General features: G+C 71.9%; 27 protein-coding genes. 7 read left to right on the top strand and 20 right to left on the bottom strand.

Features of this window, described 5'->3' with window-relative positions; translation table 11 throughout:
• Positions 1-29 precede the first annotated feature (29 nt).
• On the bottom strand, positions 30-704 hold the full coding sequence (locus tag ACQEVM_RS34500) for a DUF4097 family beta strand repeat-containing protein (RefSeq protein ID WP_433085968.1): 675 nt from the start codon (positions 702-704) through the stop codon (positions 30-32).
• A 221-nt stretch (positions 705-925) separates the two neighbouring features.
• Between ACQEVM_RS34500 and ACQEVM_RS34495 the strand changes: the two genes are divergently transcribed.
• Together ACQEVM_RS34495 and ACQEVM_RS34490 are read left to right on the top strand one after the other, a co-directional pair.
• Entirely contained in the window at positions 926-1,660 is a 735-nt protein-coding gene (locus tag ACQEVM_RS34495; RefSeq protein ID WP_433085966.1) for a helix-turn-helix domain-containing protein, read from the top strand.
• Between the two features lie 507 nt (positions 1,661-2,167).
• The gene (locus tag ACQEVM_RS34490) at positions 2,168-2,488 is read left to right on the top strand and encodes a hypothetical protein (protein ID WP_433085964.1); all 321 of its coding nucleotides are present in this window, start codon (positions 2,168-2,170) and stop codon (positions 2,486-2,488) included.
• Between the two features lie 251 nt (positions 2,489-2,739).
• Here ACQEVM_RS34490 and ACQEVM_RS34485 read toward each other — a convergent pair whose 3' ends face one another.
• The 7 genes from ACQEVM_RS34485 to ACQEVM_RS34455 form a co-directional block, all read right to left on the bottom strand.
• Positions 2,740-4,284 (bottom strand): MFS transporter, encoded by a 1,545-nt coding sequence (locus tag ACQEVM_RS34485; RefSeq protein WP_433085962.1) that lies wholly within the window; start codon positions 4,282-4,284, stop codon positions 2,740-2,742.
• A gap of 156 nt (positions 4,285-4,440) precedes the next feature.
• Complete coding sequence (locus ACQEVM_RS34480) at positions 4,441-5,517, bottom strand: saccharopine dehydrogenase (protein WP_433085960.1); 1,077 nt, start codon at positions 5,515-5,517, stop codon at positions 4,441-4,443.
• A 254-nt stretch (positions 5,518-5,771) separates the two neighbouring features.
• Positions 5,772-6,605: a cytochrome P450 gene (locus tag ACQEVM_RS34475; protein ID WP_433085958.1), complete on the bottom strand. Its 834-nt coding sequence runs from the start codon at positions 6,603-6,605 to the stop codon at positions 5,772-5,774.
• A 66-nt stretch (positions 6,606-6,671) separates the two neighbouring features.
• Complete coding sequence (locus ACQEVM_RS34470; protein ID WP_433085955.1) at positions 6,672-7,586, bottom strand: isocitrate lyase/PEP mutase family protein; 915 nt, start codon at positions 7,584-7,586, stop codon at positions 6,672-6,674.
• 95 nt (positions 7,587-7,681) lie between these two features.
• Complete coding sequence (locus ACQEVM_RS34465; RefSeq protein WP_433085953.1) at positions 7,682-8,029, bottom strand: DoxX family protein; 348 nt, start codon at positions 8,027-8,029, stop codon at positions 7,682-7,684.
• 95 nt (positions 8,030-8,124) lie between these two features.
• A complete protein-coding gene (locus ACQEVM_RS34460) occupies positions 8,125-9,045 on the bottom strand; it encodes a DMT family transporter (RefSeq protein WP_433085951.1) in 921 nt (306 codons plus the stop codon).
• A 79-nt stretch (positions 9,046-9,124) separates the two neighbouring features.
• Positions 9,125-9,967 carry an alpha/beta fold hydrolase gene (locus tag ACQEVM_RS34455; protein WP_433085949.1) on the bottom strand — a complete coding sequence of 281 codons (843 nt, stop codon included), beginning with the start codon at positions 9,965-9,967 and terminating at the stop codon, positions 9,125-9,127.
• 173 nt (positions 9,968-10,140) lie between these two features.
• On the opposite strand from ACQEVM_RS34455, the gene ACQEVM_RS34450 reads away from it, so the two are divergent.
• Positions 10,141-10,548 carry a MarR family transcriptional regulator gene (locus ACQEVM_RS34450; protein ID WP_433086940.1) on the top strand — a complete coding sequence of 136 codons (408 nt, stop codon included), beginning with the start codon at positions 10,141-10,143 and terminating at the stop codon, positions 10,546-10,548.
• A gap of 87 nt (positions 10,549-10,635) precedes the next feature.
• On the opposite strand, the gene ACQEVM_RS34445 is transcribed toward ACQEVM_RS34450, so the two are convergent.
• The 3 genes from ACQEVM_RS34445 to gdhA form a co-directional block, all read right to left on the bottom strand.
• Positions 10,636-11,439 (bottom strand): thioesterase II family protein, encoded by an 804-nt coding sequence (locus tag ACQEVM_RS34445; RefSeq protein ID WP_433085947.1) that lies wholly within the window; start codon positions 11,437-11,439, stop codon positions 10,636-10,638.
• Between the two features lie 173 nt (positions 11,440-11,612).
• Positions 11,613-12,971 (bottom strand): AMP-binding protein, encoded by a 1,359-nt coding sequence (locus tag ACQEVM_RS34440; protein WP_433085945.1) that lies wholly within the window; start codon positions 12,969-12,971, stop codon positions 11,613-11,615.
• Positions 12,972-13,124: 153 nt separating this feature from the next.
• A complete protein-coding gene (gene gdhA, locus ACQEVM_RS34435) occupies positions 13,125-14,480 on the bottom strand; it encodes an NADP-specific glutamate dehydrogenase (RefSeq protein WP_433085943.1) in 1,356 nt (451 codons plus the stop codon).
• A gap of 249 nt (positions 14,481-14,729) precedes the next feature.
• Here gdhA and ACQEVM_RS34430 point away from each other — a divergent pair, with 249 nt between their 5' ends.
• Positions 14,730-15,167, top strand: coding sequence for a DUF1772 domain-containing protein (locus ACQEVM_RS34430; RefSeq protein WP_433085941.1), 438 nt, complete (start codon positions 14,730-14,732; stop codon positions 15,165-15,167).
• Between the two features lie 89 nt (positions 15,168-15,256).
• On the opposite strand, the gene ACQEVM_RS34425 is transcribed toward ACQEVM_RS34430, so the two are convergent.
• The 3 genes from ACQEVM_RS34425 to ACQEVM_RS34415 all read right to left on the bottom strand — a co-directional run bounded on the left by ACQEVM_RS34425 (position 15,257) and on the right by ACQEVM_RS34415 (position 17,107).
• Positions 15,257-15,784: a DUF1772 domain-containing protein gene (locus tag ACQEVM_RS34425; RefSeq protein ID WP_433085939.1), complete on the bottom strand. Its 528-nt coding sequence runs from the start codon at positions 15,782-15,784 to the stop codon at positions 15,257-15,259.
• 88 nt (positions 15,785-15,872) lie between these two features.
• Positions 15,873-16,577, bottom strand: a complete 705-nt coding sequence (locus ACQEVM_RS34420; protein ID WP_433085937.1) for a restriction endonuclease — start codon at positions 16,575-16,577, stop codon at positions 15,873-15,875.
• A complete protein-coding gene (locus ACQEVM_RS34415; protein WP_433085935.1) occupies positions 16,574-17,107 on the bottom strand; it encodes a hypothetical protein in 534 nt (177 codons plus the stop codon). Before ACQEVM_RS34415 ends, ACQEVM_RS34420 begins: the two co-directional genes overlap by 4 nt.
• 38 nt (positions 17,108-17,145) lie before the next feature.
• Between ACQEVM_RS34415 and ACQEVM_RS34410 the strand changes: the two genes are divergently transcribed.
• Positions 17,146-18,174, top strand: coding sequence for a phosphotransferase (locus ACQEVM_RS34410; RefSeq protein ID WP_433085933.1), 1,029 nt, complete (start codon positions 17,146-17,148; stop codon positions 18,172-18,174).
• A 40-nt stretch (positions 18,175-18,214) separates the two neighbouring features.
• On the opposite strand, the gene ACQEVM_RS34405 is transcribed toward ACQEVM_RS34410, so the two are convergent.
• Genes ACQEVM_RS34405 through ACQEVM_RS34395 form a run of 3 tightly spaced genes read right to left on the bottom strand, consistent with a single transcriptional unit; the run spans position 18,215 to position 20,525 of the window.
• Positions 18,215-18,898 (bottom strand): 4'-phosphopantetheinyl transferase family protein, encoded by a 684-nt coding sequence (locus ACQEVM_RS34405; RefSeq protein ID WP_433085931.1) that lies wholly within the window; start codon positions 18,896-18,898, stop codon positions 18,215-18,217.
• Entirely contained in the window at positions 18,895-19,737 is an 843-nt protein-coding gene (locus ACQEVM_RS34400) for a metallophosphoesterase family protein (protein WP_433085929.1), read from the bottom strand. Before ACQEVM_RS34400 ends, ACQEVM_RS34405 begins: the two co-directional genes overlap by 4 nt.
• Positions 19,737-20,525 carry a thioesterase II family protein gene (locus ACQEVM_RS34395; RefSeq protein ID WP_433085927.1) on the bottom strand — a complete coding sequence of 263 codons (789 nt, stop codon included), beginning with the start codon at positions 20,523-20,525 and terminating at the stop codon, positions 19,737-19,739. The genes ACQEVM_RS34400 and ACQEVM_RS34395 overlap by 1 nt, the downstream gene beginning before the upstream one ends.
• A gap of 276 nt (positions 20,526-20,801) precedes the next feature.
• Here ACQEVM_RS34395 and ACQEVM_RS34390 point away from each other — a divergent pair, with 276 nt between their 5' ends.
• Positions 20,802-22,274: an APC family permease gene (locus ACQEVM_RS34390; RefSeq protein WP_433085925.1), complete on the top strand. Its 1,473-nt coding sequence runs from the start codon at positions 20,802-20,804 to the stop codon at positions 22,272-22,274.
• A 112-nt stretch (positions 22,275-22,386) separates the two neighbouring features.
• Here the strand turns inward: ACQEVM_RS34390 and ACQEVM_RS34385 are convergent, their stop codons facing one another.
• The 3 genes from ACQEVM_RS34385 to ACQEVM_RS34375 all read right to left on the bottom strand — a co-directional run bounded on the left by ACQEVM_RS34385 (position 22,387) and on the right by ACQEVM_RS34375 (position 25,230).
• On the bottom strand, positions 22,387-22,662 hold the full coding sequence (locus tag ACQEVM_RS34385) for a hypothetical protein (protein ID WP_433085923.1): 276 nt from the start codon (positions 22,660-22,662) through the stop codon (positions 22,387-22,389).
• A gap of 13 nt (positions 22,663-22,675) precedes the next feature.
• Complete coding sequence (locus ACQEVM_RS34380; protein WP_433085921.1) at positions 22,676-24,268, bottom strand: acyl-CoA carboxylase subunit beta; 1,593 nt, start codon at positions 24,266-24,268, stop codon at positions 22,676-22,678.
• A 92-nt stretch (positions 24,269-24,360) separates the two neighbouring features.
• Positions 24,361-25,230: an NAD(P)H-binding protein gene (locus tag ACQEVM_RS34375; protein ID WP_433085919.1), complete on the bottom strand. Its 870-nt coding sequence runs from the start codon at positions 25,228-25,230 to the stop codon at positions 24,361-24,363.
• A gap of 143 nt (positions 25,231-25,373) precedes the next feature.
• On the opposite strand from ACQEVM_RS34375, the gene ACQEVM_RS34370 reads away from it, so the two are divergent.
• Positions 25,374-26,141: an SDR family oxidoreductase gene (locus tag ACQEVM_RS34370; protein WP_433085917.1), complete on the top strand. Its 768-nt coding sequence runs from the start codon at positions 25,374-25,376 to the stop codon at positions 26,139-26,141.
• Positions 26,142-26,346 lie beyond the last annotated feature (205 nt).

The raw sequence follows: 26,346 nt of genomic DNA, 5'->3' as shown, positions 1-26,346 counted from the left end.
GGATCGCGGAGTGGGGCGGGGTGGTCCGCTCAGACACTGCGGGCGGTGATGTCCCCGTAGGTGGTGGTCGCGTGGATGCTCAGGCCGGCAGTGGCACCTTCGGCGTTCCGGAGCGCGTTGTGGATGCGGCCGTGGCCGGTGCCGGCGTCCAGGGAGGCGGACACCCCACGGGCGGCGCCGACCGAGATGTCGCCGGCCTCGGTGCGCAGCGCGACCGTGCCGCGTACCGCCTCGACGATGCGGAGGTCGCCCTTCTGGGTGCTGATCTCCGCCGGGCCACCGAGACGGCCGACCGAGATGTCGCCGGCGAGGAGGGTGAGGCGGGCACTCGCGGTCTCGTCGAGCTTCACCGTGCCCTGCGCGCCCTCGAAGGTCACGTCACCGAGCCGACCGACGCCCCGGAACTCACCCGCGGCGATCTTCGCCTCGACGTGGGAACCGGTGGGCAACTGGACCGTGACCTCGACGGATCCGGAGGAGCTGCCGATGATCCGGCGGTTCGCCGGTGCGGCCTCGATGCGCAGCACGCCGTCGCGGTAGTCGACCGTGATCTGCTCCGCCGCCTTCACGTCGCGACCCTTCGAGGCGTCTGCGGGAAGGACCTCGACCGCGGTGTCGGCCCGGTCGGCGGCGATGAACCGGATGCGACCGGCGGGGATGTCGAGGACGGCGGAGACCGGGGCGGGGGTGTCGAACTTCAACATGATGTGTTCCTTCGCTTCGTTGTTTCCGATGAGGGAAAAGCTACGTTGCGTTCGAGGATCAGGCAATCACTTCGTTGCGCACGATGCGCATCACCGCAGCTAGAAGCCAGTATTTCGTTGCATTGATGCGAAAATCAATGCAACACAATCTCCTCTTCTCGTTGCAATGGAATGAGATCGAACGCTATGATGGGGCATCACACGCCACGAAGGAGACCGCGATGCCGGGAGGCAGACTCACCCAGCAGGAACGTCGGCAGATCGCCCAGGGGGTGGCCGATGGGCTCGCCTACGCGGAGATCGCCAGAAGCCTCGATCGTCCGACCTCGACGATCACGCGTGAGGTGATGCGCAACGGCGGCCCCGCCGCCTACCGCGCCGACCTGGCCCACCGCGCCACCGAACAGCGCGCCCACCGACGCAAGCGCGCCACACCCCGGGACCCCGGCACGTCACCGCAGGCGCACGGCCGCGATACCGAGGCCGTCCGCGAGTACGAGGAGGTGTTCGGCACCGTCTTCATGCAATCGGGCCTGCCCAAGATGACGGCCCGGGTGCTGGCCGCCCTCTACACCACCGACGCCGGCAGCCTCGGCGCCTCCGAACTCGCCGGGCGCCTCCAGGTCAGCCCGGCGACCGTCTCCAAGGCCATCGCGTTCCTCGACAGCCAGGGCCTCATCCGCCGGGAACGCGACGAGCGGCGCCGCGAGCGCTACGTCGTCGACGACGACGTCCTCTACCAGTCGACGATGGCCAGCGCCCGCGCCACCGCCCATCTCGGCGATGTCGCCCGGCAGGGCGTCGGCGTCCTCGGCCCCGGCACCCCGGCCGCGGCCCGCCTCGAGAACATCGCCCGCTTCGTCGACTTCATCTCCGAGAGCATCGCCCGCGCCGCGGACCAGGCCCGCGCGGTCCTCCACACGAAGCCCGAACCGTCATCGGAGAACGCCACCTGAGTCACGTTCACATCGAGGCCGGGCGCACCGGGCCGACCAGCGCCACGGCCAGACGGGCTCGGCCACCGCGCCTCCGGCGGTCGGATCGGATGTCACCGCACCTCCAACCGCTACGACCGCCGCCCCGGCGAACCCAGGCGGTCGGACACCAGGCCCGGCGATCCGCGCCACCCTCCACGAGGGCAACGATGCGCGTGGCGCGCGAGATTGACGCGGGCTTGTTCCCCTTCCTCGGTGGGCCACTTCCATGGGCGGGTTCCTTTCGGGTCCTTCACGCTGCCGTCACTGCTCTGACGGGTCGCGCCGGACGGATGTGACCGGTCCGCCGGGATTCCTTTCGCCGACCTTCCTCGCCGACCTCCCCCACGGATGTTCCTCGCCGCGTTCCCGCGGGCTTACGACGCCGTCCGCCATTGTTGACCGGCGAGCGCTTGTGGCTGGGCGTCGAGTTGGCCGCTGCGCGTTTCAGCCGGCCGCTCGTGTGCTCGGTGTGTGAAAGGCTGGGGCATGTCCTGTCGCTTGCGGTTCTTCTTCGAGTACGGCGTCGACACCCCGTTGTGGCCAGGGTCTTCTGGCGATCCCGACCTCGACAGCCCCTACGGATACCCCTGCGCCCCGGAAGAGCTACCCATCACCCCGGCCACCCGGAACGAACTCACGAGACTTGCCGACCTGTACCAGTCCTCCCTCGACTGGGATCACCCGGCCGGCCCCTCGCCCTGGACCCGGGACCAGCAGGAATCGTTCAAAAGCGGGGCCGACATGGCGCTGGAGGCACTGCGCCGCGAACTGGGCGACGACTGGACGGTCGAGGACCGCAGGGGCTGAGCCCGCCCTCGTGGACAAGGGCGCTCATCTGACCGGCTGCGCCGCTCAGTCACAGCGACCGTGACATGACGGTGGCCGCACGGGTTCTTCGGGTGTGACCAAGAAGTGGGCGCGAGCGGCGTGGTGTCGAGCGGCAGCGCGAGGCCGGTGCCGGGCCCAAGCATGACCTGGTCTTCACCGACCGGCTGCTGGTCACCCACCAGCCGGCCCGAGTGGCCGGCACGCCCCAACCTCAATCGCGGACCGAGTCGTTACGTGTCGCTGCCGATCGGCCGTACGTGGCGCAGGAGGGTGATGACGGTGACGGCCGTGGCGAGCGCCAGGAGCCCGCTGACCAGGGCGGCCGTGTGGAATCCCGCGGTGAAGGCGTCCCGGGCGGCGGTCAGCAGGTCGGCGGCCAGGGCTTCGGGCAGATGGGCGGCGGCGTCGGTGGCTCCGCCGAGGGTGTCCCGGGCGGCCGTCAGGGCGTCGTCGGGCAGGCCGGCCGGCGCGGCCGAGGCCACGTCGTTTCGGTAGACGGCGACGGCGACGCTGCCGGTGCCCGCGATGCCGAGGGCGAGTCCGAGGTCGTACGCGGTCTGCCCGGTGGCCGCGGCCGAACCGGCCTTCTCGGCCGGGGCCGAGCCGACCGCGAGCGCCGTACCGAGCACGCTGATCGGGGCGATGCCGAACATCACCAGGGCCAGGGCCGCGGAGACGATCGGTACGCCGTCCCACGTGGCCAGCCGGAAGCCGACGAGGGTGACCGCGAGGCCCGCCAGGATGACGGTGGCGGGGCGTGCCCGACGGGCCAGGACGGGGGTCAGTTGGGAGCCGATGACCAGCCCGGCGGCTCCGGGCAGCAGCCACAGGCCCGCCACGAGCGGGGAGAGTCCGCCGATGGCCAGCAGGTACTGCGGGACCAGGTACTCGATGCCGTTCAGCGCCATCATGCCGAGCAGCAGGGTCAACAGGGCGCCGGTGAAGGCTCGGTGGGAGAAGAGCCGGAGGTCGAGGAGGGGGTTGTCGAGGCGGCGCTGGCGGTGGACGAAGAGGAGGGCGAAGCCGGCGCCGATCGTGATCGCGGTGAGGTGGCCGAGCTGGGGGCCGAACTCCGCGAGCTTCTTGACCCCGTACACCGCGGGAAGGACGGCCAGGAGGAACAGCGCGGCGCTGAGCAGGTCGATGCGGCCGGCGGACGGGTCGCGGTACTCGGGGAGCAGCAGGGGTGCCAGGAGTACGACCGGAATCATGACCGGCACGCCGAGCAGGAACACCGAACCCCACCAGAAGCTGTCGAGCAGTACACCGCCGATCACCGGTCCGATCGCGATGCCGACGGAGAGGGCGGAGACCCACATGGCGATGGCGGTGGCCCGCTGACGGGCATCGGTGAACATGTGGGTGATCAGCGCGAGGGTGGACGGGAGCACGGCGGCGCCGGCGACGCCCAGCAGGGCCCTGGCGATGATCAGCGTCTGCGGGCCGCCGGCGTACGCGGCGAGCAGCGAGGCGGCGATCACCCCGACCGATCCGGCGAGGAGAAGCTTGCGGCGGCCGATGCTGTCACCCAGGGTGCCCATGATCACCAGGAAGCCGGCGGTCATGAAGCCGTACATGTCGGTGGTCCAGAGCAGTTGGCTGCTGGAAGGGTGCAGGTCGGCGGTCAGGTAGGGGGTGGCCAGCCACAGCACGCCGAGGTCGGCCGTCATCAGGGTGACGGGGAGGAGCAGGACCGCCAGGCCCAGCCATTGGCGTGGGCCCGCCTTCTTCGGGAGGGACTCGGAATCCTGGGGGAGCCGCGTGGTGGACGTCATGCGAGCACTGTGCGACGCGGCGCTTCGGGTTCGGTTCGGGTGGTGTTGCGGTCGTGTTCCGGCCATGGCACGCGGTGGCGGTGGGGCGGCCGGTCCCGGGCCGAGGTGGATGACCCGCCGGCGTGCCCCGGCCTCGGGGCACGCCGGCGGGACACGTCAGCGGGCGAGAAGGGCGTCCTGGGTGCCGACCGCCGTCTCGAAGGTGGTCAGGGCGCGGGCCCAGACCCCGTCCCAATCCGCCAGGCGCGCCAGTTGCGGAGCGAGTTCGGCGGAGAAGGCGATGGTGGCCTCGCGGGGCAGGAGCGAGGGCAGGTTGTCGATGGCGATCAGGTCGAGGGGGGCGCCGCCCGCGGTGAGGGCGCGTACCGGCTCCTCCCAGGTGGTGGTCTCGTCGTACACCGGCAGCACGTTGCAGTCGGAGGTGACGTCGCAGGTGACGTCGGAGACGAGGGAGAGGCGACGGCCCGGGTCGTCCAGGTCGCCCTTGGTGAGGAACGGCGGGACGGGAGTGGTGGTGAGGACGGTGTTGACCATCAGGTCGTGGCCGAGGAGCGCGGCACGGTCGATCTCGCGGGTCTCGGCGAGGTCCCAGCGGGTCGGCTCGATGCCGGCGGTGGTCAACGCGTCGCAGGCGCCGCGTCCGCTGCGGCCGAGCGCACCGATCACGAGTGCGGTGCCGTCCGCGCCGGTACCGGCGGCTCCCGCGCCGGAGGCCAGCAGCGCGTCGAGGGCGGGGCGGTCGGTCGGTCGCAGGGGTGCGGTGAGCTGCCCGCGGCGGTGCAGGACGGCGAGGGCCGCTCCGACGTATCCGGCCCAGTAGCCGAACGCCGCGACACGGCGGCCGGCCTCGTCGACGAGGTACTCCATGTCGAGCAGGGCGCCGCCGCCGGCGGTGAAGCGGGCGAGCAACTCGGCCGCGCCGGCCTGGCCCTTGTAGGCGTGGCCGAAGTAGATGTGCCGGTGGCGCAGGACGGGGGCGCCGGGGCCGGCGGGGAGTTCCTTCAGGCCGAGGACGTGGGCGTCGTCGGGGGCCGTGAGCCAGGAGTCGGTGGGTGCGGTGTCGCAACCGGCCGCGGCGTAGTCGGCGAGGGGGAACACGCGCTGGTCCGAGGCCTCGACGGTGATCCGGAGGCCGGCCCGGACGAGTTGCCCGGCGTCGGAGGGGGTGAGGGGGGCGCGGCGCTCGGTGGGGCGGGACTCGTGCCGCATCCAGAGGTGCGGGGTCTTCGACATGAGGGGTCATTCCTGTCTGGGGGCGTGTGGTTGGCAGACGCCCGGCGGTGGTGCGTGTCGGGCGGTACGGTCCCCACCGGTGGCGCCGGCGTCACCGCTGTCACTGGTGTCTCCGGTGCCCGGCTGCCCCCCGTCCCGGCCCGGCCTGCGGTGCCCGTGACGCGCCACCCGGTCGGATCCGTCCCCGCCGGCGAGTCGGCCCCGGCCGATTCGGTGTTCGAGGTGCGGGATCCGGGGCGGGCCCCGTGAGCGGGTCAGAGGTGCGGGATGCGGGCATTGGCCAGGGGGCGGTAGGTCGGGGTGTCCGTGGACGACAAGCCTGCCGTGCGGAGTTCCGTCACGATGGCGGCGGCGAGGGCCGAGGCCAGGGCTTCTCCCGGGCAGCGGTGGGACGACGCACCGAAGGTGAAGATCATCGAATTCACTCGTCCGGGTGATAGCGCGTGTGGATTCGGGTTGACGGCCGGGTCACGGTTCGCGGCGGCGAGGAGGACCAGGATCTGCTGCCCGCTCTCCACCGCACGGCCGTCGTGGACGAAGGGCGCGGCGGCGAAACGGCGGGTGTTCTGGATCGGCGCGTCGTACCGGGCCACCTCCCGCACCAGGGCCCCGATGTCGGAGCCGTCCGCTCCCCGGGCCAGCGCCACCATGGTGTTGCCCACCAGTCCGGCGGTGGCGTCGTAGGTCTGGGACAGGAATCCGACGGCGTCGGACAGCAGGGGCGCCAGGTGCGGCCAGGACGCCCGGTCGGCGGCGCGAACCAGTTCCCCGAGGAGCCCGTCGTTCTCGCCGACAAAGGCCGGGCCGCAGTAGTTCGCGGACCCGATCGGCCGCCGCGGCGGCGGCCCGCTGTTGTGCGGGGGTCGCGGAATCCGGTATGCACTGGACGAAGTCGGCGATCGAGCGGGCCGCCTCCCGGTCCGCGCCGTTCGTTCAGGCCGGCCGGCGCGGCCCACGACCCGGGCCGGGACCTTGAACAACAGTACGCCCCAGGGAACTTCGCCGCCGACTTCCAGTGCCTCCCGGGTGAACCGGGCGGCCAGTCGGACCGCGTACGCGGTGTCGGCCCGGGCCGGCGCGTCGGCCACCACCGCTTTCAGTACGGGTAGGGGTCCGGCAGTCGGACCCCGTCGATCTGCGTGGTGGCGTTCACCTCACGCCCCCCGGCCGGGCGTGACAGGAGACGTCGGGGCGGCGGGAGACGGGGCGCCGGGGGGCGCGGGTGTGGCGGCCGGGGTCAGGAGTGCGTTGGCCTCGGCGTACGGGATGGCGTCCGCTCCGAAGTCGAAGGTGCCGGACTCGGCGATCTCCCGGGCGGCCCGGGTGAACGCGCCGAGGGCCGCTCGGGACAGGGCGGAACCGGTGCTGATCCGGCGGACTCCGAGGGCGCCGAGTTCGGCGACGGACAGCCTGAGGGCGCCACCCATGAGGACGTTCACGGGCCGGTCCACGGCGGAGCAGACGGCACGGATCGCTTCGGCGTCGGGCAGGGCCGGGGCGTAGAGGACGTGGGCGCCGGCGGCCTCGTACGCCCGGAGGCGACGGATCGTGTCGTCGAGGTCGGGGCGCCCCTGGAAGAAGTTCTCGGCGCGGGCGGTGACGGTGAAGGGGAAGTCCAGTTCCCTTGCCGCCTCCACGGCGGCCGCCACCCGTTCCACCGCCTCGTCGAGGGGTCGCACGGGGTCCTCGTCGCGGCCCGTGGAGTCCTCGATGGAGCCGCCGACGAGCCCGGCGGCCGCGGCGAGGCGGATGGTCTCGGCGACGTCCTCGGGCCGCTCCCCGAAGCCGCTCTCCAGGTCGGCGGTGACCGGCAGGCCACTGGCTTCGACGATCAGGTCCGCGTTGGCGAGGAGTTCGGTGCGGCTGACCTGGTTCGTGCCGTCGGGGCGGCCGAGGCTGTGGGCCAGGCCGGCGCCGGTGGTGGCGAGTGCCGCGAAGCCGAGGCCCGCCAGGATGCGTGCGCTGCCCGCGTCCCAGGGATTGGGGACGACGAACGGCCGGTCGGCGGCGTGCAGATCCCGGAAGGCGACGGCGCGCGCGTGTCGGGCGGCTGCGGTGGTGCGGTTCATGAGTCCTCACTGGGTGTCCGTCGTCCGGTGGTCGGATCCGTCCAACGTACCCACCTCGCCGATGAGTTGTTCTGCGGATCGCTCCCGCGCGTCGCTCAGAGCGCGAAGCCGAGGGCGAAGGCGCCGACGACCGGGGCCATGTAGAGGACCGGGAAGGGGATGTGCGCGTACGAACGGGCCTTGATCACGGTGATGACGGCGCCGAGGTAGTACAGCACCAGGCCGACGCCGGCCGCGATGCCGACCACGGGGAGGAAGATGCCGACGACGAGGCCGATCGCGCCCAGGGCCTTGGCCGCGCCGAGGGGCGTCCACCAGGCCTGGGACACGTGGTACTCGTTCATGGCTTCGACGACCCACTTGGCCCGCGAGAGCAGCGAATAGCCCGAGAAGCCCGACATGGCGGCGGCGAGGACGGCGACGATGGTGGCGGCGGTGTTCATCGGGAAGCTCCTTCTCAGGTGGTCGCCCCTGCGGCGACCTCACCCCCTTGACCCGCCGCGTGCCGCCGGTGTGACAGGTCTCGCGAGACAAGTTCTCACTTCGTCGAGGGCGCGCCCCCGGGGAGCCGGTCGACGCGCCGCCTGCGGGACACGGCCACGCCGGCCAGGCAGATCGCGCCGCCCAGCAGGGTCAGCCAACCGGGGACCTCGTCCAGGGCGATCCAGGCGATGAACACCACGACGGCCGGCACCGCGTAGGTGGTCGCGCCCATCTTCCCGGCGGTGGTCCGCGACAGGGCGTACGTCCACGTGGTGAAGGCCAGCGCGGTCGGGAAGAGCCCCAGGTAGACCATGTTGAGGGTGGCGGTGAGCGGGGCGTCGGGCAGTTGGTCGACGAGCTGTCGGATGAACGGCAGGGTCACGGCGGTACCGATGAAGCAGCCGTACGTCGTCACCTGGAGCGGGGTCGCGTGGGCCAGGGCGGGCTTCTGCAGGACCACTCCGGCCCCGTAGGTGAGGGCGGCGAGCAGGCAGAGCAGTACGCCGGTGAGGGAGGAGGAGCCGCCGTGGGAGGTGGACACTCCCACCACGACCGCGCCCACGAAGGAGACGGCCATGCCCGCCAACAGCATCGGGGGGAACCCTTCCTTCAGCATCCAACCGCTGAGCAGGGCGATCACGATCGGGCCGATGTTCACGATCATCGCGGCGGTGCCGGCGTCGACGCCCTGTTCGCCCCAGTTCAGCGCGACCATGTACAGCCCGAACCACAGCACTCCGGATCCCACGATCCCGGGCCAGGCCTGGCTCGGCGGTGCCGGCACCCGTTTGACGATCAGTACGAGGCCGAGCGCGATCGAGGCGGTGAGAAGCCGCCCGAGGGCCAGTGCCCCGGGTCCGAAGTGCTCGGCTGACGCGCGGATGGAGACGAATGCGGACGCCCAGAGCACGACGGTGATTCCTGCCGCGACGAGAGCTCGATGATCTGGTCCGGTATCCCCGGCCGTGTGGTCCATGCGAGCAAACTACCGACGGGTCGGGGACACTGCCCAGGCCATTTCCGGGGCTTGCGGCGGGGGCTCCGCCCGCTCCCCCTCAGGAACGGTGGGCGGGGGCGGTGAGCAGGCTCCGCAGGCGGGCCGCGTAGGCACGGGGGCGGGCCGTGTTGCCGTTGTGGCCTCCGGGGAAGGTGCATATCGCGGTGTCGAGAAGGTCCGCGAGGGCCGTCGCGCACCGGTGGTCGAAGACCGATGCCGAGGTGGTCGCGCCGATGGCCGGGACGATCCGGGTCGTGGTGCGGGCGAGCGCGGCGAGGTCGAGGGTGTCCTCGATGATCGCCGAGAAGTCGTGCTCGACGAAGTAGTCGAAGTTGGCGCGGCGGCGGTCGTCCAGAGGCTCGGGGGTCACATCCGGTTCGACTTCCTGGCGGGTCGGGTCGATGCCCAGGACCCGGGCGATCTCGGGGAGCGCGACGCCGAGTCCGGATGAGCGGTAGACCTCCTGTAACCCTGCCAACTCCGCCTCGTGATCGGCCCGGTCGGCGGCCGGCAGCAGACGCGGGGCGACCGGCTCGTGGGCGATGAGGGTGCCCACGCGGCCCGGGTGTCGGGCGGCCAGGTGGAGGCCGATGGTCGCACCGAGGCTGCACCCCAGCATCAGGGCGGGTTCGTCGCTGACGGCGGACAGCAGCCGGTGTACGTCCTCGGCGTGCTCGGCCAGGGTCGTCGTGCGGCCGGGTTCGTCGAGTCGGCTGCGGGAGAGGCCCCGGCGGTCGTAGGTCAGGACGGTGAAGGCGTCATCGAGGTGCGACACCAGGTCCACGGTGCGGTCGGCGTCCCCCTCACCGCTCTGGGAGATCAACAACAGCGGTCCGGAGCCGCGGAGTTGGTAGTGAAGGGTGCAGCCGGGTACTGCGAGGGTGGCGTTCAGGGTGGACATGGTGACTCCTCTGCATCGATTGATCGACACGGACCGTTCGTCCGCTGCTCTGCGATCAGCCTAATTCATCGAAACAGATACATCAAGAGAGATGCATCCTTCTCGATGCATCGACCGTGATGTACCGTGGACCGGTGGATGGAATCGAACTGTTCCTGCTGGGCCGGGCCTTGATGAAGCTCGGCGAGGAGGCCCTGCCCGAGCCCCCGGGCGGATCCGGTCAGTACGCCGGCAACACCCGCTCGGTGGTGATCGTGGCAGGGGACATCGCCGCGCATCCGGACACCACCGTCGGCGAGACCGCGCTGCGCACGGGCCTGCCGCAGAGCCAGGTGTCGGGTGCCGTGGCCCGGTTGCGCGAGGTGGGATCGGTGGAGACCGCGCCCGATCCGGCCGACCGTCGGCGCACGCTCGTACGCCAGTCCCCCGAGGTCTCCGCGCGCGTGGCCGCCGTGCGGGCCGTCGGCGCCTCCAAGGTCGAGGAAGCCCTCGCCCGGGCGCTCGGCGAGGCGGAGGCGGAACGGCTGCCGACGGTCACCGAGGCCCTGGAGGTACTGGCCCGCCATCTGGTACGCCCCTGAGGATGCGACCGGCGGTGCCTCACGCCCCCGCGCCGGCGCACCTCACCCCGTCGACCTCGCCGCGCACCTCACCCCGTCGACCTCACCTCACCCTGCCGGGCCGGACCGCCCCGCCAGGGCCGCGAACGCCGCCAGGTCCTCGGCGACGGCCCGGGACACCGCGTCCCGCTGCTCGTTCAGGTAGAAGTGCCCGCCGGGGAAGCCGCGGAAGGTGAAGGCCCCCGTGGTCAACTCCCGCCAGGCCATGGCCTCGGGCACGCCCACCCGGGGATCGGACTCACCGGTCAACACGCTCATCGGGGTGCGCAACACCGGTCCCGGCACGTGTCGATGGGTCTCCACGGCGTGGTAGTCGCCGCGCAGTGCCGGCAGGATCAGCTCGCGGAAGTCCGGATTGGCCAGGAGTCTGGCGTCGGTGCCCGCGAGTTCGCTCACCAGGGCGATCAGCGCGTCGTCGTCCCGCGGGTCGACCCCCTCGGAGCGCTCGATCAGCGGCGAGCGGCGTCCGGACAGGATCACACCGCGGGGGGCCGTGCCCGCCTGCTCCAGGCGGCGCGTCAACTCGTAGGCGACGAGGGCGCCCATGCTGTGTCCGAACAGCACCAACGGCCGGTCCCACCACGGCTTCAGGGCCTCCAGCAGCCCGTCGACCATCGCGTCGATGCTGCCCGTGACCGGCTCGCCGATGCGCTCCTGGCGCCCGGGGTACTGGGCGACGAGCACCTCGGCACACGGGGCCAGGGCCGCGGAGAACGGGTGGTAGTAGGCCGCGCCGCCGCCCGCGTGCGGAAGGAACACGAGGGTCGGCGCGGAACCGGAAGACGGCTCGGGGTGGAAACGGCGCAGCCACGGCGAACCGGTCCTGCGGTCGAAGACGGGAGCGACGACCACATCCGGAGCGAGCGCGGGGACGGGACCAGGCTCGGGAACGGGACCCGACAGGGGAACAGGACCCGACAAGGAAACAGGGCCAGACGCGGATACAGGACCGGCCGCGGGAACAGGGCCGGACAGGGGAAAAGGACCAGACGCGGGAACGGAAGTGTGCGGGGGAGTCGGAGTCGTCATCGCCGGTCCTCCGCGTCGTTCGTCAGCAGCAGCTTCTTCTGCGGTTTGCCCATGGCGTTGCGCGGGATGGCGGTCACGAACCGGACCTCGCGGGGGCGTTTGTGCACCGACAGGTGCGCGGCGACGAAGTCGGTGAGTTCCGTGCCGGTGACGCCCTGCGCGACGACGAAGGCCACGATCCGTTGACCGAGGTCCGCGTCCGGCAGCCCGACGACGGCCGCCTCGCTGACCCGGGGATGGTCGAGGAGGGCGTTCTCGATCTCGCCCGCGCCGATGCGGTACCCGCCGGATTTGATCAGGTCGACGGAGGCCCGGCCCACGATGCGGTGGACCCCGTCGGTCTCGTCGACGGCGGCGATGTCGCCGGTGCGGAACCACCCGTCCTCGGTGTACGCGGCGGCCGTCGCCTCGGGGCGGCCCAGGTAGCCGGAGAACAGCGTCGGCCCGGTGAGCTGGAGTTCCCCGATCTCGGCACCCGGTTCGGCGGCGATGCGGGTGAGGACGCCGCGCAGCGGGGTGCCGACCGTGCCGGGTCGGACGTCTCCGCCGGCCCGGCCGCTGACGGTGATCAGGGTCTCGGTCATTCCGTAGCGCTCCACCGGGCGCAGGCCGGTCAAGGCCTCCAGGTCGCGGAAGACCGGTGCGGGCAGGGCGGCGCTGCCGGAGACGAGGAGCCGGGCACGGGAGAGCGCGGCGGCCTCGGCCGGGGAGCCGGCGATCCGGGACCAGACGGTGGGGACACCGAAGTACAGGCTGCCGGCGGCCTGCGCGTAGGCCTCGGGGGTGGGGCGGCCGGTGTGCACGAGCCGGCTGCCGGTGCGCAGGGCGCCCAGGACCCCGAGGACGAGTCCGTGTACGTGGAAGAGGGGCAGGCCGTGCACGAGGGTGTCCTCGGCGGTCCACTGCCAGGCCTCGGCGAGGGCGTCGAGGTCGGCGGCGATGGCGGCGGCCGTGAGGACCACGCCCTTGGGGGGACCGGTGGTCCCGGACGTGTAGAGGATCAGGGCGGGGTCGGTCGGCCCGGCCGCGGGCGTGGCGGGGGCGTCGGCGCGGCGGGTGTAGTCCACGTCGAGGAGCGCGGCGCCGGAGTCCCCGAGGATGTGCTCGCGTTCGGCGGGGCCGGCGTCGGGGGGCAGCGGTACGAGGGGCACCCCGGCGAGCAGCGCGCCCACGGTGGCGGCGACGGTCTCCAGGGAGGCGGTGGCCGTCACGGCGACGGCCGGTGCGCCGCCGGCGCGGATGTCGCGGGCCACGGCGGAGGCCGCGCCGAGCAGTTCCTCGTAGGAGGTGGCGCGGCCGGCGACGGTGAGGGCGTCGGGACGGTCTCCGTACACGCCGTCCAGTGCGGTGAGCACGCGGCAGCTCCCTGGTGATCCGATGGATGGTGGCAGGGTCAGGCTACGGGTCCGATCGCCGTTCGGTGGCGAGGGGTTGCGTGCGTGGGCGGACCGCGCCGTCGCGGCCCCGAGGGAGCCGCGACGGCGCGGTGCGGCACGCCGCGGGTGGGCTCAGATCACGCCCTGGGCCAGCATCGCGTCGGCGACGCGCTCGAAGCCGGCAATGTTCGCACCCGTCACGTAGTCACCGGGGGCGCCGTACCGCTCGGCCGTCTCGTGGGCGACGGCGTGGATCGACCGCATGATGCCCGCCAGTTCGTTCTCGACGCGCTCCGCGCTCCAGGACACCCGGCCGGCGTTCTGCGCCATCTCCAGGGCGCTCACCGCGACTCCGCCCGCGTTCGCCGCCTTGCCGGGACCGAAGGCCACGCCCGCCTGCTGGAGGACGCGCACGCCCTCCGGGGTGGTGGGCATGTTGGCGCCCTCGGAGACCGCCTGGACGCCGCCGCGCACCAGGGTCAGCGCGTCCGCTTCCGTCAGTTCGTTCTGGGTGGCCGACGGGAAGGCGACGTCCGCCGGGACCTCCCAGACCCGGCCGCCGGGTACGAAGCGGGCCGAGGCGCCGCGTCGCTGGGCGTACTCGCTGACCCGGCCGCGTTCGACCTCCTTGATCCGGCGCAGCAGCTCCAGGTCGATGCCCTTCTCGTCGACGACGTAGCCCTGCGAGTCGGAGGCGGTGACGGGGTTGGCGCCGAGCTGCCGGAGCTTCTCGATCGTGTACAGGGCGACGTTGCCGGAGCCGGAGACCACGGCGGTCAGGCCGTCCAGGGAGGCGCCCTTCACGGCGAGCATCTCGGCGGCGAACAGCACGCTGCCGTATCCGGTGGCCTCGGGGCGGATCAGGGAGCCGCCCCAGCCCTTGCCCTTGCCGGTGAGCACGCCGGCTTCCCAGCGGTTGGTGATGCGCCGGTACTGGCCGAACAGGAAGCCGATCTCGCGGCCGCCGACGCCGATGTCACCCGCGGGGACGTCGGTGTGCTCGCCGATGTGGCGGTGCAGTTCGGTCATGAAGGACTGGCAGAAGCGCATGACCTCGGCGTCGGACTTGCCGTGCGGGTCGAAGTCGCTGCCGCCCTTGCCGCCGCCGATGCCGAGACCGGTCAGGGCGTTCTTGAAGACCTGCTCGAAGCCGAGGAACTTCACCACGCCGATGTCCACCGACGGGTGGAAGCGCAGGCCGCCCTTGTACGGGCCCAGCGCGCTGTTGAACTCCACCCGGAAGCCGCGGTTGACGTGGACGCGGCCCCGGTCGTCCTGCCACGGCACGCGGAAGAGGATCTGCCGCTCGGGCTCGGTCAGCCGCTCGACCAGAGCCACCGCCGGGTCGGCGTACTCGGGCCGGGCGGCGAACACCGGGGCCAGGGTGTCCAGTACTTCGCGTACGGCCTGGTGGAACTCGGGCTGGGCCGGGTTGCGGCGCTCGATGTCGGCCCGGAGCGCGTCCAGCCTGTCCTTGTGGTCCTTCACGAAAGTGATCCTCTCGGGAGTCGCAGGTGGCCGTGCGGGGCCGGGAGCCGGAGCGTACCCCGCGTCCGGACGAGGTCAGGCGGGGCTTGAGCTGATCGGACAAGTCCTCGGGATCGCGGGAACTCCCTGGGGCACCGTGTGACCGGACCGTATGATCGGCCGCACATCGGACGAGCCACACGACCGGGGGCCTGCGTGGAAGCGGTACGGTACGCGTCACTGATTGCGGCGACGATCACGGTGGGGCTGATGAGCGGCCTGTTCTACGGGTTCTCCGTGTCCGTCATGCCGGCCCTCGGGCGCAGCGACGATCGGATCGTCGTCGAGGTCATGCAACGCGTCAACGTCGCCATCCTCAACGGCTGGTTCCTGCTGGGTTACCTCGGCGCCCTGGTCTTCACCGGGCTCGCGCTGGGCCTGCACGTGGTGGACGGCCCCGATGGCGCGCTGGTGCCGCTGATCGCGGCGTTCGTCTGCTACGTCCTGGCGATGGTCGTGACGGGTGTGGTGAACATTCCGCTGAACAACGCGTTGGAGAAGGCCGGCCCGGTCGACCGGATCGCCGACCCGGCCGCCGTTCGCCGCGCGTTCGAGGGCCCGTGGGTACGGGCCAACGTGTGGCGCACGCTGCTCTGCACGGCGAGCGCCGGGTTCCTGGCCTGGGCGCTGCTCGTCCAGGGCGCCTGACGGCCGGGCGCCGGCGCCTGACGAGCGATCGTCGAGCGCCTGACGTCCGGGCGCCCGGCGCGAAGGGGCGCCGGTCACCGGCCGCCGGTTCAGCGGGTCGTGGTGGCCCGGCCGTAGAGGATCAGCGCGCGGGTGAGCGCGGTGAGCGCGGCCGTGCACAGCAGGGTGCGGATGATGTTCGTGGTGACCCAGGTGCCCTTGAACTCGTCCACGATCGAGAAGTCGGTCAGTTGGGCCACGTCGCCGCCGGCGGCCAGATCGTTGTTCAGCGGGATGTTCACCGCGAAGGTGATGACCAGGACGACGAGATAGGCGACGGCTGCCGAGGCGACCCACAGGGCGGTGCCGCGCCGGCCGGCGCGGAACTCGACGATCGCGGAGGCCACGGCGGCCACCAGGGCGAGCAGGAACACGGTGACGAAGAGGCCGCTGCCGTCGATCGCCGTGTTGAAGGAGCGCATGGCGCTCACGTACGTACGGTCGTCGCCGGCCGCGAGGCCGGGCATCACGGAAACGTCGAAGGCGAGGAACAAGCCGGCCATCAGGCCCACGAGCACGGTCGAGAGCGCGAGAAGAGCCGTGGACGCACGTGTCGCGCCGGCCGGATTCAGTGTCATGGAAGCAGATCCTGGCACTCGACTCCCTTGATATCCACGCTTTTTGACGGTCCAGAACATGCCGATGACCGCGGGTCGGGCCACCCCGTCAGGAGAGCGCGCTGGGCTTCCTGGGTGGTGGGACGGATCCCAGGAGTTCCCACAGGGGGCGGGAGCCGCCGGCCCATCGGGCGAGCAGGTGGCGGTCGACGAGGTGGAGGTGCTGGGACTTGGCGAAGGCGAGGGCGGGTCCGGAGAAGCGACCGTTGGTGAGCATGACCAGGACGTCCCCGCCGTGGACCTGACGGCCGGTGCCGTTGAGGACCTGGAGGTCCGGGGTGCCGACCGCGGAGCCGGACCAGCCGGCCTTGCGGTGCTTGCACTGGATCACCCAGCGGCGGCCGTAGGGGTCGGTGGCCTTCACGTCCGCGCCGTTGTCGCCCCGTCCGCCGACCTTCTGCGCGTCGGCGCAGCCGTCGCGGTGCATGAGGTCCCGTACGGCGAACTCGAAGTCGTTGTAGTGGAGGCCGTCGAGATGCTCGACGGCGTGGCGCAGCCCCCGGACCCGGGCTTGTTCCCATCGCGCCGCCTCCTGGCGCCGTCGCAGCCAGAGCCATCCCGCGCAGAGCGTTGTCACCAGGATCAGGATCAGGACCCACGGGTGGGCGGCCAGCCAGGACAGGAGTGCCATGACCAGGCTGAAGGCCACCACCGCCGCCAGGCCGAGCAGCCACAGCTCCTCCGCGCGGCCGGCCTTGCGACGCCGTGCGCCGCCACCGCGCCTGCGCCGCCTCGCGGGCGGGCGACGGGTCACCGACCGCTCGCCGTGTCGGGGAAGACGATCGGATACGAGACCGACGGCTCCGGCCGAGGTGCCGGCCGGTTCTCCCACGCCGGCCACTTGATCGGATAGACCGGCCGGACGGACGTCGATTGCGATCGGGGTTGCGATTGCGGTTGTGGGCCGGGTAACCCCTGCCGTGGCTCCGCGTCCGCCCCGACCGTGGTCGGGCTGTTGCCCAGGATGAACACCCCGGCCACGATCAGGCCCAACAGGGCGGTCTCCCGGCGGGCCCCCGGTGGCAGCCGGAGGTGGCCACTGACTCTGGTGCCGTCCGACTTCACATACGCGTTGATCCAGGGCACAGCCGCATCCCCTCGGTGGTCGTGATGCGCCTCCCGGCGCGACCGGCCCATGAAAGCACTTGCCACTGACAACACGTCACCGAGTTCACCAAGTGTGATCATCCGCTGATCCGACATGCCGTGTCCGGCATGCGTGCCCGCGGCGACGGCTCGGCCCGTCCCGGTCAGGCGTGCCGCGAACCTCGTGCCGAGCGGCACCCCGTCCGCGTAATGTCCGTCGTGTGAATGAGGCGACCGTGACGGACAGGACTGAGATCCCCGGTGGCGTCCTCGCCGAGCTGACCGGCGCGTTCGGCCTCGGAGCGGTGCGAGGGCAGCGATACCTCGCCGACGGGCTGATGAACACGAACTGGAAGGTGGACACCTCGGCCGGGGTGTTCGCGCTCAAGCGGGTCACCGACGTGTCGCTCGACCGGCTGGTCCGCAACCTCGGGGTGTTGGCGTCCCTGGCCGCCGACGGCGTTCCGGTAGGCGCTCCCGTGGCGACCGGCTCCGGTGCACTGGTGGCCGAGGTCGGAGGAGGTGTCTGGTGCCTGTTCCCGTGGGCGGCCGGCGCCCACGTCCGCGGTGTCGACCTCAGCCTCGCCCGGGCCCGCTCTCTGGGGGCGCACCTGGGACGGCTCCACGAGAGTCTGGGGCGCGCCTGCCGTGCGGGACTGCTCCCCGCGGTGCCCGAGAGGGTGACCGCCGACGTGACGACGCCGGAGCGGGCGGTGGGGACGTCGGAGCGGCTGTCGCGTGCGGCGGAGGACAAGGGCACCGGCAGTGCCTTCGACCAGGCGGCCCTGGCCGCCCTGGAGCGACGGCGGGTGCTGATCGGCAGGCACGCCGACGGCCGGCCACGGGACGCGGTCCCGGTGGGCGGCCACGGATGGACGCACGGTGACGTCCAGTACCGGAACCTGCTGTGGGAGGACGGCGAGTTGACCGCCGTTCTCGACTGGGACCGCGTCGGTGTCCGCCCGTACGCCGAGGAGGTCGTACGGACCGCCCAGGTGCAGTTCGGCGTGGACGGGGTGTTCGACCTGGCGCGGGTGTCGGCGTTCGTGCGCGGCTACCGGTCCGTGCTCCCGCTGGAGGCAGCCGCCCTGGTGGACGCCGTGCGTCGGCTGTGGTGGAAGCGGATGACGGACTTCTGGCAACTGGAGTTCCACTACGACCGCGGTGACTTCTCCTGCGACGGGCTGTTCACCGCGAACGAGGCGTTGCTGCACTGGTGGACCGACCGGCCGGGTCGCGTGGAGGCCGCCTTCGTCGAGGAGTAGGTCCCCGAGGCTTCGAGGAGGGTCGGGCGGGCGCGGAGCCTCACGCTCCGGGGGCTCCGGCCCGGGGCACCGTGATCGCGGTGACGATGAGGCCGTCCCGGACCAGCCAGCCCCCGTCGAAGGAGTCGAGTCGGACCCCGTCGATCTCGGGGCCGGGCACCAACAGCCTCGCGTGGAAGGTGGACCAGGCCGGGTCGACGGTGATCTCCGCGTCCTGGAAGTCCAGCCAGCGTCCGGTCAGCGGGTACCAGGCCTTGTACACGCTCTCCTTGGCGCTGAAGAGCAGCCGCTCCCACTCCACCTCGGGTCGGCGGGCGGCGAGTTCGGGCAGCCAGGCGCGTTCCCCGGCGACGGTCACCAGGTTCGCGACGCCCCGGCTGCGCAGCGGCAGGTTGGGTTCGGCGTCGATGCCCAGCGCGGCCACCCTCCCGGCGGGCGCCACGACGGCTGCCCGGTAGCCCTGGCAGTGGGTCATCGCGCCGACGAATCCGGCGGGCCACCGGGGCGCTCCCTTCGGGTCGCGCAGGATCGGCGCGGGGGCGACGCCGAGCTTGCCGAGGGCCTCGCGCGCGCAGCGCCGTACGGTCGCGAACTCCCGTCGGCGTCCGTCCTCGGCGCCCGCGACGAGGAGTTCCTCCTCGGGGTGGAGGTCGGCCAGGGCTCCGGGGTCGTCCGCGAAGGACTCCACGGCGGCCGTGCCCGGGACCAGCAGTTCCTCGATCATGTGCGCTCCGCGAGGATCCGTACGGCGCCCGCCGGGGCGGTGGCGCGTTGCTTCCACTCCCTGGGGTAGCCCAGGGAGACCTCGTGGTGGGGGATCCCGTCCTGGTGGATCAGGCGCGGGATGTGCAGGTGTCCGTACACCACGGCCGCCGCCCGGAAGCGGACGGGCCAGTCCTCGGTGGCCTCTGTTCCGCACCACAGGGCGAACTCGGGGAACCGCAGGACGCGGGTGGGTTCGCGGACCAGCGGATAGTGGTTGACCAGCACGGTCGGCAGGTGGTCCGGGATCTCGGCGAGCCGCGCGGCGGTGTGCGCGACGCGTGCCCGGGACCACGCCTGGCGGCTGGGGTAGGGGTCGGGGTGCAGGTAGAACTCGTCCGTGCAGACGACTCCGGCCCGCTCGGCGATGTCCATGGCCTCCTGCCGGGTACGGGCTCCGGCGGGCCGGAACGTGTAGTCGTACAGCAGGAAGAGCGGGGCGACGGCGACGGGGCCGCCGGCGCCCTCCCACACGGGGTACGGGTCCTCGGGGGTGACGACGCCCAGGCGGCGACAGATCTCGACGAGGTGGTCGTAGCGGGCCTGGCCGCGCAGTTGGACCGGGTCGGCGGCGGTGGTCCACAGTTCGTGGTTGCCCGGCGCCCAGATCACCTTGGCGAAGCGGTCACTCAGCAGCCGGAGGGTCTCCTCGAAGTCGACGGTGGACTCGCTGACGTCCCCGGCGAGCAACAGCCAGTCGTGTTCCGTCTCCGGTCGCAGGCCGTCGACGACCTTCTTGTTCTCGTCGTGGCGGACGTGCAGGTCGCTGATGGCCAGCAGCCTGCCGGGGCCGGTCGGCATCAGGCGGCCCCCAACGCGCTCGCGCCGCGTCGGCGGAGTGCGGCGCGGATGACCGCGGCCACCTGCGGAACGCTGTGGTCGAGGTAGAAGTGCCCGCCGGGCAGGATCCGCACGTCGCTGCCCGCGTTGGTGTGCACCCGCCAGGCGGCTGCGTCCTCGACGGGGACGACGGGGTCGCGGTCGCCGACGAGCACGGTGAAGGGCACGTCGAGGGGGCGGCCGGGCTGCCAGGCGTAGGACCCGATGGCCTTGTAGTCGGCGCGCAGGGGCGGCATGACCATCTCCAGCAGGTCGGGGTCGTCGAAGACCTTCCCGACCGTCCCGCCGAGCGTGCGGATCATGGCGATCACCTTCTCGTCGGTGTCCAGCCGGTCGCTGGCGCTGCCGAACGGGGTCGGGGCGAACCGGCCGGACAGGAACAGCCGCTCGGGGGCGGGCAGTCCGCGCCGGTCGAGTTCGCGGGTCAGCTCGTACGCGAGCACGGCGCCCATGCTGTGCCCGAAGAAAGCGTACGGGCGATCGTCGCCCCGGCGGCCGGGCCCGAGGGTAGAGGTGGCGGCGAGTTCGTCGGCGAGCGCGGTGACGAGCCGGCCGATGTCGTCTACGGCGGGTTCCATCCGGCGGTCCTGACGGCCGGGGTACTGCACGGACAGGACGTCGAACTCGGGGGTCAGCTCCTGTGACAGTGCGAGGTAGGCGCTGGCCGCGCCGCCGGCGTGCGGAAAGCAGAACAGGCGCGTGTCGCTGTCGGACGCGGGGCCGAACCGCCGGAACCAGTCATTGGCCATGTCTTCTCTCCTTCAACATCCTGTCGAGTCGACTTCCAGGGTCGGTCGAGGCGGTGGACCGCCGGTCGAGAGGCCTTGGACGGGCACTACAGGCACCCCCACAGCCTGGGCGAACGTCGTGCCCGAGCGGGCGGTGGGCCGTGGGTTACCGCGCCGTGAGACGGCGTGGCGAGACTTCGATCCGTTTCTCGCCACTCCCCACCGAACTCCCCCCGAGCCCTGAGCGGTTCCCTTTCCGCTCTCCTCTCCCCCGCTCCCGCCTTGGAGGCGCGCCCCATGTCCAGCACGGAAACGGAACCCCGGCAACTGTCCCGGGGCCAGATCGTCGGTCTGGCCGTCGCCAGCATGATTCCCGCGGTGGGTCTGGCCGCGGTGCCGGCCCTGATGTTCGTCTCGGCCGGGAACGGCAGTTGGCTGTCCGCCCTGCTGTCGGCCGCGGTGACCACGTTCGTCGGCCTGTCGGTCGTCACCTTCGCGCGCCGGCACGTCGCCAACGGCTCGCTGTACTCCTACCTTTCGCTCGTCTTCGGCCCGTGGGCCCGACTGGTGGCGGCCGCCGCGCTGCTGCTGGGCTACGCGGCGATGATCGCGGGCATCACGATGGTGATCGGGGTGTACGTCGGCAGCTTCCTGCTGTCCCGGGGGTTCGCCGCCGGCCTGGAGGTGCCGGCGCAGCTCGCCGTGTACGCGGTGGCGCTGCTGATCGCGGTGTTGTTCGCGCGGCGCGGCGTCGACCTGTCGGTGAAGGCGGCGGTGGTGTTGATGGCCGTGGCGATCCCGGTGGTCGGCGTGGTCGTGGTGGCCGGCGCGGCCACGACCGGGCTGCACCTCGCGGAGCAGTTGTCCTTCGAGGGCGGGTTCTCCTTCAGCGGGGTCTTCCAGGGCATGGCGGCCGGGGCGACGTTCCTGATGGGCTTCGAGAGCTGCGCCGCGTTGGCGCGGGAGACGAAGGACCCCAAGCGGGACGTGCCGTTCGCGGTGCTGGGCATTCCGGTGCTGCTCGGTGTCGTGTACCTGGTGGCGACGGTGCTCCAGGTCCCGGGGCTGTTCGCGGCGGCGGACGACCTGGCGGCGGGCATGTCGCCCGCGGCGGCGTTGGCGTTGAACGCGGGACTGGGCGAGACCTTCGCGAGCGCCACCGACCTGGTGCTGGCGGTGGCGACGTTCGCGGGTCTCATCGGGTTCGTGAACTTCGGGTCGCGGTTCGTGGCGACGCTCTCGGACGACGGCCTGTTGCCGCGCCGGGTGGGGCGCGCGCACCCCGAGCACGGGTCCCCGACCGTCGCGGTGACCGTCCTGGCGGTGATCGGTTTCGCGGTGCTGGCGGTCGCGGTGCTCGCCTACCCGGACTCGTTGCTGTCGGTGTACTCGGCGTTGGCCACGCTGATCGTCTACCTGTGGGTGTTCCCGTACGTGCTGATCTGCGCGGCCCACGTGGTGCTGCTGGTGCGCGAGCGGGCGGTGAGGCCGCTGTCGTACCTGACGGCGGTGCTCGGGGCGGCGGCGATGGCCTGGGTGTACCTCAACGGGTGGGTCAACCCGCCCGCCTCGCCGGTGGACGCCATGTCGTACGTGGCACTGGTGCTGATCGGGGTGACCGTGCCGGCCCTGGCGTGGGCGCGGCGCAGCGCACTGCGGTCCGCTCGCGAGTCGTCCGGCGCGGTGCCGGAGGACCGGGAGGCGAGGGAGTCGAAGGAGGCACGCGTCGAGGCTCCGGCGGAGCGCCTGCCGGACTCGGCGCGCGCCTGACCGCGGGGTACGGCCCGTGCGGTCCCGGCCGCCGGCCGGACAGGCCCGAGGCCCCGTCCCACCGTGTGGTGGGGCGGGGCCTCGGGCCGTGCGGGGGTCGATCATGCGCCGCTCAGGCCGTGTTGGCCCAGGTGGGCTGGGCGCCCGCGGCCCAGGACGTGGCCGCGCGGCGGCGGGCCGCGGAGGGCGTCCAGCGGGCCGCTGCCTGCTCCTGTTCCTCCTCGGCCAGCCGGATCGCCTCGGCCGCCCGGGCCCGCATGACCGCCGACAGGGCCACCGCGAGCGCGGCGACCTCCTCGGCGGCCGGTGAGCCGTTGGTGATGCGCCAGGCCTGGGCGGAGAGGAACTTCGACATGTCCGGCTCGGTGGGGACCGCTCGTACCGCCATCGGGTCTCTCCCTCTACTGGGGCTGGTTGCCGTGCTTGCGGCTGGGCAGGGGGGCGTGCTTGCCGCGCAGTACCCCGAGGGCGCCGATCAGCGCGGCCCGGGTGTCGGCCGGGTCGATGACGTCGTCGACCAGGCCGCGCTCGGCGGCGTAGTACGGGTGCATCAGTTCCTCGCGGTACTCGTCGATGCGCGCCGAGCGGGTGGCCTCGGGGTCGTCGGAGGCGGCGATCTCGCGGCGGAACACCACGTTGGCCGCGCCTTCGGCGCCCATCACGGCGATCTCGTTGATCGGCCAGGCGAGCGCGATGTCGGTGCCGATCGAGCGGGAGTCCATGACGATGTACGCGCCGCCGTAGGCCTTGCGCAGGACGAGCGAGATCCGCGGGACGGTCGCGTTGCAGTACGCGTACAGCAGCTTCGCGCCGTGTCGGATGACGCCGTTGTGTTCCTGGTCGACGCCCGGCAGGAAGCCGGGTACGTCGACCAGGCTGACCAGCGGGATGTTGAAGGCGTCGCAGAGTTGGACGAACCGGGCGGCCTTCTCGGACGACTGGATGTCGAGGACGCCGGCCATGTTCTGCGGCTGGTTGGCGACGATGCCGACGACCTGGCCGCCGAGGCGGGTCAGCGCGCAGATGATGTTCGGCGCCCACCGCTCGTGGACCTCGAAGAACTCGCCGTGGTCGGCTATCTCCTCGATGACCTTGTGCATGTCGTACGCCCGGTTGGGGTCGGCCGGCACCAGGTCCAGCAGGGCCTCCGTGCGGCGGTCGGCCGGGTCGTCGGCGACTTCCGCCGGGGGCAGTTCCCGGTTGTTGGAGGGCAGGTAGGAGAGCAGGTGCCGGACGTCCTCCAGGCAGTGCTCCTCGTCGTCGTACGCGAAGTGCGCCACGCCCGAGACGGAGGAGTGCACGTCGGCGCCGCCCAGGGCGTCCTGGGTGATCTGCTCACCGGTGACCGCGGCGACCACGTCGGGGCCGGTGATGAACATCTGCGAGGTGCCGCGCACCATGAAGACGAAGTCGGTGAGGGCCGGCGAGTACGCGGCACCTCCCGCGCACGGGCCCATGATCACGCTGATCTGCGGGATCACGCCGGAGTTGCGGACGTTGCGCTGGAAGATGCCGCCGTACCCGGCGAGGGCGGTGACGCCCTCCTGGATGCGGGCGCCCGCGCCGTCGCACAGGCCGATGATGGGTGCACCGGCCTTCTCGGCGAGGTCCATCAGTTTGTGGATCTTCTGGGCGTGTGCCTCGCCGAGGGCGCCGCCGAAGATGCGGAAGTCGTGGGCGTACGCGAACACGGGCCGGCCGTTCACCTGGCCGTAGCCCGTGACGACGCCGTCGCTGTGCGGCTTCCTGTCCTCCAGGCCGAACCCGGTCGCACGGTGCCGCCGAAAGGCTTCCACCTCGGTGAACGTGCCCTTGTCGAAGAGGAGTTCCAGGCGGTCGCGGACGGTCAGCTTGCCCTTCCTCCGCTGCGCCTCGGTCGCCTTCTCGCTGGGGCCGGCGATGACCGACTCGCGGAGTTCGGCCAGCTCCGCCACCCTCGACCCCATGGTCGCGGCCGGCGGAGGGCCGGTCGGCGCTTCCTCGACGATGCTCATGCTTGATCCTTTCCAGATCCGATAGGCGTCTCGTCGTTCCTGACAAAACGTGGTAGACCCCTACAGACTGGCCAATGCGACTACACAACCACTCAAGCGCGCCAAGCGCCGGACTCGGCGGCCGCCGCGACGTAGTCGGCGAAGTCGCGCGGCTCGCGGCCCAGGGCGCGCCGCACCCCGTCGGAGACCTTCGCCTCGAAGCCCTGCTGGACCGGGTACAGGGCCGCGGCCCAGATCGCGGCGTCGGCGGCCGGGACGCCCTGTGCGCCGAGCTCCGCGACGAAGTCCGGGGTGGAGAGCGGCGTGTACGTGGCCTTGCGGCCGGTCGCCGCCCCGATCAGGTCGAGCACCTCGGGCAGGGACACCGCGCGGGGGCCCGAGAGTTCGTACGTCTGGCCGTCGTGGCCGTCCTCGGTCAGGGCGGCGACGGCCACGGCGGCGATGTCCTCGACGTCGATCCAGGTCGCGGCGCCGTCGCCGGCCGGCAGCCGCAACTCGCCTGACAGGACACCCTCGTTGAAGAATCCCTCGTCGAAGTTCTGGGCGAACCAGCCCGGGCGCAGCACCGTCCAGGCGAGGCCGGATTCACGGACGGCCGCCTCGCCGGCGAGGAACGCGTCGCTGGTGGAGGGGTCCTCGCCGTAGTAGCCGGGGGTGTCGACCCCGCGGGCGGAGAGCAGTACGAGGCGGCGGACGCCGGCGTCGGCGGCGCGCCGGGCGAGCTCCCGGGTGCGCGGTTCGCTGTCGTTCTGGACGATGTAGACGCCAGACACACCGTCGAGGGCCGGGCCCCAGGTGGTCTCGTCGAGCCAGTCGAAGCGGGTTTCGCCGGAGCGCGAGGCCGACCTGACCGGGACTCCGCTTTCCGTGAGTCGGCGCACCACCCGACGGCCGGTCTTTCCGGTGCCGCCGATGACGAGTACGGGATCGGGTACGGGATTCTGAACCGAATTCTGAGTCATGGGCCGATGGTAATTCGTGGATTCGTTTCCGACACCGGACGATGACCCGCCGGTGAACGCCCGATGAGTGGGTCCGGGCAGCATCACACTTGCGACCTCATCTGCAGCGGCCGCGCCTGGACAAAAGAATTGGGAGTATCCGAATGACTGCCCTCACGAACAAGACTGCTCTGGTCACCGGTGGCAGCCGGGGCATCGGCCGCGCCATCGCCCAGCGCCTGGGCAAGGAGGGTGCGCTCGTCGCGCTCACCTACTCGAGCGACGAGGCCGCCGCGAAGGAGACGGTGAACTCGATCGAGGCCGCGGGCGGCCGTGCCTTCGCCTTCCGCTCCGCCCTCGGTGTCCCCGGTGACGCCGACGCCCTGTGGGCCGCCTTCGACGAGCAGATCGGCGCGCACTCCGACACCGCGGGCCTGGACATTCTGGTGAACAACGCGGGGATCGCGGGCCCGGGTCTGATCCACGAGGTCTCCGAGGCCGACTACGACCAGGTCTTCGCCATCAACGCCAAAGCCCCCTTCTTCATCATCCAAAAGGGCCTGGAGCGCCTCCGCGACGGCGGCCGCATCATCAACATCTCCTCCGGCGTCACCAAGGTCGCCTTCCCCGGCATGACCTCCTACGCCGCCAGCAAGGGCGCCATCGAGGTCCTCACCCTCACCCTCGCCCAGACCCTCGGCAGCCGCCAGATCACCGTCAACGCCGTCTCCCCCGGCACCATCGAAACCGACATCCACCCCTGGATGGCCATCCCCGAAGCCAAGGCACAGGCCGCCGCCTTCTCCGTCTTCAACCGCGTCGGACAACCCGACGACGTCGCCGACGTCGTCTCCTTCCTCGCCACCGACGACGCCCGCTGGATCACCGGCCAGAACATCGACGTCAGCGGCGGATCCGGCCTCGGCATCTGAGCCACCCCACACCCGACGTCGCGTGTTCGACGTCGTGTTTCGGCCCCCACGCCGATCGGTCCTCCGTCCGCACACGGAAACCCGGACGCCGCCGCCTCCACCGCACAGGGGGGCGGCGGCGTCCGTCGTGCGCTCCGGTTCCGCCGGCGCGGTCGCGGTCGCGCGGTCGCGGACTCGGTCACGCGGTCTCGGTCACGCGTCGAAG

Origin of the sequence: Streptomyces sp. CA-243310, assembly GCF_050936775.1 — a bacterium.
In the GTDB taxonomy this organism is placed as follows: Bacteria; Actinomycetota; Actinomycetes; order Streptomycetales; family Streptomycetaceae; genus Streptomyces.
This window is presented reverse-complemented; position numbering and strand designations above follow the sequence as displayed.

Bases quoted from the DNA above. Each gene is read 5' to 3' on its own strand.
- ACQEVM_RS34465 (WP_433085953.1), bottom strand. From the start codon at position 8,029: ATGAACACCGCCGCCACCATCGTCGCCGTCCTCGCCGCCGCCATGTCG.
- ACQEVM_RS34480 (WP_433085960.1), bottom strand. From the start codon at position 5,517: ATGTCGAAGACCCCGCACCTCTGGATGCGGCACGAGTCCCGCCCCACC.
- ACQEVM_RS34460 (WP_433085951.1), bottom strand. From the start codon at position 9,045: ATGGACCACACGGCCGGGGATACCGGACCAGATCATCGAGCTCTCGTC.
- ACQEVM_RS34385 (WP_433085923.1), bottom strand. From the start codon at position 22,662: ATGGCGGTACGAGCGGTCCCCACCGAGCCGGACATGTCGAAGTTCCTC.
- ACQEVM_RS34470 (WP_433085955.1), bottom strand. From the start codon at position 7,586: ATGAACCGCACCACCGCAGCCGCCCGACACGCGCGCGCCGTCGCCTTC.
- ACQEVM_RS34455 (WP_433085949.1), bottom strand. From the start codon at position 9,967: ATGTCCACCCTGAACGCCACCCTCGCAGTACCCGGCTGCACCCTTCAC.
- ACQEVM_RS34395 (WP_433085927.1), bottom strand. From the start codon at position 20,525: ATGGCCAATGACTGGTTCCGGCGGTTCGGCCCCGCGTCCGACAGCGAC.
- ACQEVM_RS34405 (WP_433085931.1), bottom strand. From the start codon at position 18,898: ATGATCGAGGAACTGCTGGTCCCGGGCACGGCCGCCGTGGAGTCCTTC.
- ACQEVM_RS34490 (WP_433085964.1), top strand. From the start codon at position 2,168: ATGTCCTGTCGCTTGCGGTTCTTCTTCGAGTACGGCGTCGACACCCCG.
- ACQEVM_RS34390 (WP_433085925.1), top strand. From the start codon at position 20,802: ATGTCCAGCACGGAAACGGAACCCCGGCAACTGTCCCGGGGCCAGATC.
- ACQEVM_RS34370 (WP_433085917.1), top strand. From the start codon at position 25,374: ATGACTGCCCTCACGAACAAGACTGCTCTGGTCACCGGTGGCAGCCGG.
- ACQEVM_RS34400 (WP_433085929.1), bottom strand. From the start codon at position 19,737: ATGCCGACCGGCCCCGGCAGGCTGCTGGCCATCAGCGACCTGCACGTC.
- ACQEVM_RS34450 (WP_433086940.1), top strand. From the start codon at position 10,141: ATGAAGCTCGGCGAGGAGGCCCTGCCCGAGCCCCCGGGCGGATCCGGT.
- ACQEVM_RS34495 (WP_433085966.1), top strand. From the start codon at position 926: ATGCCGGGAGGCAGACTCACCCAGCAGGAACGTCGGCAGATCGCCCAG.
- ACQEVM_RS34500 (WP_433085968.1), bottom strand. From the start codon at position 704: ATGTTGAAGTTCGACACCCCCGCCCCGGTCTCCGCCGTCCTCGACATC.
- ACQEVM_RS34375 (WP_433085919.1), bottom strand. From the start codon at position 25,230: ATGACTCAGAATTCGGTTCAGAATCCCGTACCCGATCCCGTACTCGTC.
- ACQEVM_RS34425 (WP_433085939.1), bottom strand. From the start codon at position 15,784: ATGACACTGAATCCGGCCGGCGCGACACGTGCGTCCACGGCTCTTCTC.
- ACQEVM_RS34485 (WP_433085962.1), bottom strand. From the start codon at position 4,284: ATGACGTCCACCACGCGGCTCCCCCAGGATTCCGAGTCCCTCCCGAAG.
- ACQEVM_RS34380 (WP_433085921.1), bottom strand. From the start codon at position 24,268: ATGAGCATCGTCGAGGAAGCGCCGACCGGCCCTCCGCCGGCCGCGACC.
- ACQEVM_RS34430 (WP_433085941.1), top strand. From the start codon at position 14,730: ATGAGCGGCCTGTTCTACGGGTTCTCCGTGTCCGTCATGCCGGCCCTC.